The organism is Desulfobacula sp., assembly GCF_021107415.1.
The window spans coordinates 1-5176 of sequence record NZ_JAIOSW010000078.1; the positions used below are offsets into that span (position 1 = coordinate 1).

The 5176-nt window shown below is 43.0% G+C and carries 6 protein-coding genes and 1 pseudogene; 6 read left to right on the plus strand and 1 reads right to left on the minus strand.

What is annotated here, in order from left to right; all coding sequences use genetic code 11:
- From K8S13_RS04025 to K8S13_RS04050, 6 genes are all read left to right on the plus strand, one after another.
- Positions 1-1913 (plus strand): ATP-dependent helicase (locus K8S13_RS04025; RefSeq protein WP_291460641.1); only part of this gene is annotated, 1913 nt, incomplete at its 5' end.
- 65 nt (positions 1914-1978) lie between these two features.
- Positions 1979-2227, plus strand: coding sequence for a hypothetical protein (locus tag K8S13_RS04030; RefSeq protein WP_291460643.1), 249 nt, complete (start codon positions 1979-1981; stop codon positions 2225-2227).
- Positions 2228-2563 (plus strand): type II toxin-antitoxin system PemK/MazF family toxin, encoded by a 336-nt coding sequence (locus K8S13_RS04035; RefSeq protein ID WP_291460645.1) that lies wholly within the window; start codon positions 2228-2230, stop codon positions 2561-2563.
- An 11-nt stretch (positions 2564-2574) separates the two neighbouring features.
- The gene (locus K8S13_RS04040) at positions 2575-3198 is read left to right on the plus strand and encodes a hypothetical protein (protein ID WP_291460646.1); all 624 of its coding nucleotides are present in this window, start codon (positions 2575-2577) and stop codon (positions 3196-3198) included.
- Between the two features lie 372 nt (positions 3199-3570).
- Positions 3571-4497, plus strand: a complete 927-nt coding sequence (locus tag K8S13_RS04045) for an ARMT1-like domain-containing protein (protein WP_291460647.1) — start codon at positions 3571-3573, stop codon at positions 4495-4497.
- A gap of 1 nt (position 4498) precedes the next feature.
- Complete coding sequence (locus K8S13_RS04050) at positions 4499-4945, plus strand: CGGC domain-containing protein (protein WP_291460649.1); 447 nt, start codon at positions 4499-4501, stop codon at positions 4943-4945.
- An 8-nt stretch (positions 4946-4953) separates the two neighbouring features.
- Here the strand turns inward: K8S13_RS04050 and K8S13_RS04055 are convergent.
- Positions 4954-5176 (minus strand): annotated as a pseudogene (locus K8S13_RS04055) (ketol-acid reductoisomerase); the annotation flags it as partial.

Here is a 5176-nt window from a genome sequence, read left to right on the forward strand (position 1 = left end):
ATAAAAAGATCATCCAGTCCCTTGAAAACACTATTCAGGAAACCATTGTGGCGGAATCGCCTGAGAAAAACATGCTGGTGCTTGCAGGCCCAGGTTCCGGAAAAACAAAAACCATCGTGCACAGGTGTGCCTGGCTGATAAAGGCCAAATCTGTTGATCCGTCTTCGATTCTGGTTCTCTGCTTTAATCATCAGGCCATGCTTGAACTGAGAAAAAGGATCAAAAAGCTTGCAGGCCAAAGCGCAAATTTTGTCACTGCCATGACCTACCACGGGTTTGCCATGCGCCTGACCGGTAGATCATTCATGGAGAAATCCTTTCATGACATACCAGATGACGGGGGTCTGAACTTTGATGACATTATTGATGAAGCCGTTGAAATATTAAGCGGGAACAAAGGCGTTGCCGGCATCGAGCCGTCAGAGGCAAGGGAACATTTTCTGGCAGGATTTCGCCACATCCTTGTGGATGAATACCAGGATATTGACCAAAGACAGTACCGGTTTATTTCAGCACTGACCGGCAGGCTTGAACAGGACCATGAATCCAGAATTTCCATCATGGCAGTCGGGGATGATGACCAGAGCATATACGGGTTTCGAAATGCAAATGTTTTGTTTATCAAAAAGTTTAAAGAAGATTATAATGCAAGAATCTTTTATCTGGTTGAAAATTACAGATCCTCATACCCGATTATTCAGGCATCGGCATCATTTATCGCCTTAAATGAAAACCGGATGAAAAAAGGCCAGGCCTGCCGTATCAACCAAAAAAGAAAATTTCAGGAACGACTGCCCGACACCATTGCAAAAAAGGCACTTGTTCAGATTGTTCATATAGAGGACATTGCATCACAGGCTGTTTTTGTTGCTGAAAAGATAAAGCAGATACTGTATGATAACCCGGAAACAAGGCCGGATGATTTTGCTGTTATTTCGCGGCAGGGTATCTCATATCCTTACCTTGTCGCCGTCAGAATGGCCCTGGCAAAAGAGAATATTGAGTTTTGCCATTCTCTTAAAAATAATTCTGGTTTCCCCATGTTCAGGGTCAGGGAAATACAGGATTTTATCGGATTTCTTTCGGAGTACAAAAACCAGAGTCTTCGGCCAGTTGATTTGAAACAGAAAGTCCTTGAAAGGTTTGATTGGAAAAATATCTGGACGAACCAGATTGAGCAGATTCTTGAATCATGGTGCGGGATCAACAGCGACAGGGAAATTTCCATTGCCCGGGCAAAGCATTTTGTCCTTGAAACGCTCTTGGAAGAAAGACGGGAACACAAAACCGGAAATGGTGTATTCATGGGAACTGTTCACAGTGTAAAGGGGATGGAATTTCTTTTTGTTTTTATTCTTGACGGGGGATGGAAACCCAATGATATAGAAGAAGAGCAAAGGCTTTTTTATGTGGGGATGACAAGGGCGAAAGAAAATTTATACCTGTGTCATCTTGCAAAATCTGCCAACCCACATATCCGGTCTTTAAGGGGAAATAGTTTTATAAATGAAAGAACGGCAAAGCATTCCAGGATCAACGGCTTTTCCGATAACCTGACGGTTTCGATTCTTGGCATGGAAGAGCTTTATATCAGCTATCCCGGTCTTTTCCCGGATGACCATGAAATCCACAGGAATCTGTCAGATCTTGAAACAGGTGAAAAAGTCAGTTTAAAAGAAACAAAGACAGGGGTTTATATTGTAAATGAAAAGGATCGGATCATCGCATCACTTTCAAAAAAAGGATCAGCAAAATGGCGGCACAATATTCAAAATATATTGAATACCAGGGTGCTGGGTGTTATAAGACGCAGGCAGCAGGATGATGATAAGAAAGACTATAAAAATGTTAAAATAGAATCATGGGAGCTGCCCATAGTGGAAATTCTTCATAAGAAACTGGAAAATGATTGAAAGATAACGCTTGACTGATCGGCCGGGAATGGCTATACTTCGGATATACATAAAGGGGTGATCAAATGCACACGAAGATTCAAAAATGGGGTAATAGTCATGGGCTACGTCTTGCTAAGAGCGTGATAGAAGGTGCTTGCCTTGGAGTTGGGGACGAGGTGGACGTTGCTGTACGGGACGGCATTATCGTTGTCTCACCAATCAGGAAAATTCGCGGCCGGTATCGTCTTGAGGATCTTGTGGCGCAAATACCCGAAGACTACCACGCCGGCGAGGTCGATTGGGGAGAGCCAGTCGGTAAGGAGACATGGTAGATGGCTGTCTATATCCCCAAACAAGGCGACATTATCGCCATCACTTTCGATCCCCAGTCCGGTCATGAACAAAAAGGACGGCGGCCTGCTCTGGTTGTGAGCAAGGACTTGTTCAACCGTAGCACCGGCTTGGCCATTCTGTGTCCCCTAACGAATACAGAACGCGGGTTTCCATTCCACGTGCCTGTTCCGGGAAACTGTAGCCTGACGGGATTCATCATGGTTGAGCAGGTCAAATCGGTTGACTTCCATACTCGCCGGGCAAAGCGTATCGAACGTGCCTCAGATGAACTGCTGGCGAATGTGCTATCGATATTAGATGCCTGTATCTATTAAGGAAAATGACCATGAGTGAATATCAATATTATGAATTTAGAGCAATTGATTCTGCCTTGACTGCAAATCAAAGAAAATACTTATCTTCTCTTTCCAGCCGGGCCCGTGTTACGTCACACTTGGCTTCATATGTTTTTAATTATAGTGATTTTCATGGAGATACTGAAAAATTGATGGCCGAATATTTTGATGCCATGGTGTATATAGCCAACTGGGGCTCAAGATGTTTGATGTTTCGGTTGCCGCCTGCGCAAACGGCATTCTCAATGGAAGCTATTGACGCGGACACCATAGAACCTCCGGTGCCGGATGGCTTAAACGATCTTTCATCGGCACAACAGGCTTTAGGTAAATATTTAGAAATTGATGAAGCAATGATCTTAGTTGCCGCTCAAAAAAATGGAACACAACCAAAAAAAGTAACACTTGAAAAATGGATCGATAAATTACCAGTACCCGAGCAACGTGATTATCTAATACGATTAAGCAGGGGAGAAAGTAATCTATCATTGCTTTTGAACAAAAGAATTCAGGAACTTTCCAGCCTGAAATCTCAACCTCAACACAATGGGGAAAATACTGACAGGAGAACGATTTCAGCTTTAATCGAGGCATCAAAAGTTTGGTATGAATAAAAGAGAAAAGAGGAACAGCACAAAGCAAAACTGGCCCGTCAACGCGAGTTAGAGGATCTGGCATCGAGAGAAGATATTATTTGGAGAGAGATAGAATCTTTTATCAGAGAGAAAAAAGCCAGTGCTTACAAAAATGCGGTTAATCTGTTAATAGATCTCCATGATTTGGCCCAATACAAAGGTGGTCTTAAAAAATTTAAGGGAAAGCTTAAAAATTTAAGGGAAAATTACTCTAACCGGCCTGCTTTAATCAGAAGGATGAAAGAGGCAAGGCTGATTTCTTAAAAGCAACATGATTATTCAGGTAATCAGACAACCAGACATTCAATCTGGTCGGAAATTGATATAGGTCCATTAGAAATAAGAGGTAACATGACTAATATTGCAAAAAATAAAAAACATATCGCCGGGATTGCAGCGGTTTGCCATCCTTGTATAATCGATCAGGCACGCTCGGCAGCACGTTTTGCAGAGCTTGGCAAAGACCAGACCCATCGGGTAATCAATGTAGTGATGGCAAATCTTAAGAGATCAAAAACAACGCCTCTTTTAGCCCAGCATATTATTCGTTATGTGGCAGACACGGTTATTAAAGAACGAGATGAATCACCTGATTTTGATATTTATGCAGAAGTAAAAGAACAATCTAACGTCTTGTCTTTGTCCTATGCAGAAAGATTTCAGAATAAGATAGACAATAGCGAGACACCTCTGGAAACAGGCCTGCAGATAGCAGCAGCAGGAAATATCATTGATTTCGGAGCTAAGAGTCACGGTTCTATTAATCTGGACAAAGAACTTGAATCACTTGATCAAATTCCTTTTGCCTGTTATGATATTGACCCGTTTAAACAAGCACTGGAGAAAGCTTCAATGCTTCTCTATATCTGTGATAACAGCGGAGAGATTGTTTTTGATATGCTGCTGATAAAAGAAATACAACGTGAGTATCCAAAGCTTCAGATAATAGCAGCCGTTCGCGAAAAGCCTATCATTAATGATGCCACCCTAAAGGATGCCGGAGCAGTCGGACTTGATCGGCTTGTTACAACCATTTCCAGCGGCAGTGTCTATCCGGGAACAATTCTTCCTGAAACAACACAGGAGTTTCAAAAATTGTTTGCTTCGGCAGATGTGATTCTTTCCAAGGGTCAGGGAAATTTTGAGACATTATTGCCGCTTGCAGATAAGAGACTTTTCTTTTTATTAAGGATAAAGTGTGAACATATGGCAGCCTTATCCAAGGTGAAAAAAGATAATTTAGTACTTTTGCAGGGAGACAAAATTGAAAGGAGTTAAAATGAATTCAAAGACAAAGATCGGGATCATTATCTGCGATCGATACCGCCGGTGTGCGGGCGGGAAGTGTTTCCGGGCGATGAGGAATAAGGAAGGTGCTTTCAGCATATACACGGACACCGAAGTTGAGCTGGTTGGCTATACATCCTGCGATGGTTGTCCAGGTGGCAACATAGAATATGCGGGAGAAGAAATGGTGAAGAATGGTGCCCAGGTTATCCATTTGGCTACCGGTCTGGTGGTGGGGTATCCTCCCTGTCCCTATATCGATACATTCAAAGCCTTTCTTGAAAAACGTTATGCGGTCAAGGTCGTTGTCGGCACACATCCGATACCGAAAAAGTATCTTGATATGCATACTCATCTTGGGACATGGGAGGATTCCGCATGGAAGCCACTTGTCGCGCCGACCATGAGTGATGAGGTGACGCGAGCAAGTTACGATTAAGCAGCGGCTTAAACCATGGGTTTCATGGCACCCATATAGGCGCGCAGTTTTTTTCCAATGTGTTCAACACCAGTGGAGCGGATGGCATCATTGGCCTTGATGAGCCTGACATTGTCCACAGCATTGTTTTTAAGATCCAGCCCTTTACCTATGACAGAAGCATCGAGCTTTTTCATGAAACCTGTGAGCAGTGGAATGGCTTTGTGGTTAAAAAGATAACATCCGTATTCG

Coding starts and splice junctions, on each gene's coding strand:
- K8S13_RS04030 (WP_291460643.1), top strand. CDS start 1,979: ATGCACACGAAGATTCAAAAATGGGGTAATAGTCATGGGCTACGTCTT.
- K8S13_RS04035 (WP_291460645.1), top strand. CDS start 2,228: ATGGCTGTCTATATCCCCAAACAAGGCGACATTATCGCCATCACTTTC.
- K8S13_RS04040 (WP_291460646.1), top strand. CDS start 2,575: ATGAGTGAATATCAATATTATGAATTTAGAGCAATTGATTCTGCCTTG.
- K8S13_RS04045 (WP_291460647.1), top strand. CDS start 3,571: ATGACTAATATTGCAAAAAATAAAAAACATATCGCCGGGATTGCAGCG.
- K8S13_RS04050 (WP_291460649.1), top strand. CDS start 4,499: ATGAATTCAAAGACAAAGATCGGGATCATTATCTGCGATCGATACCGC.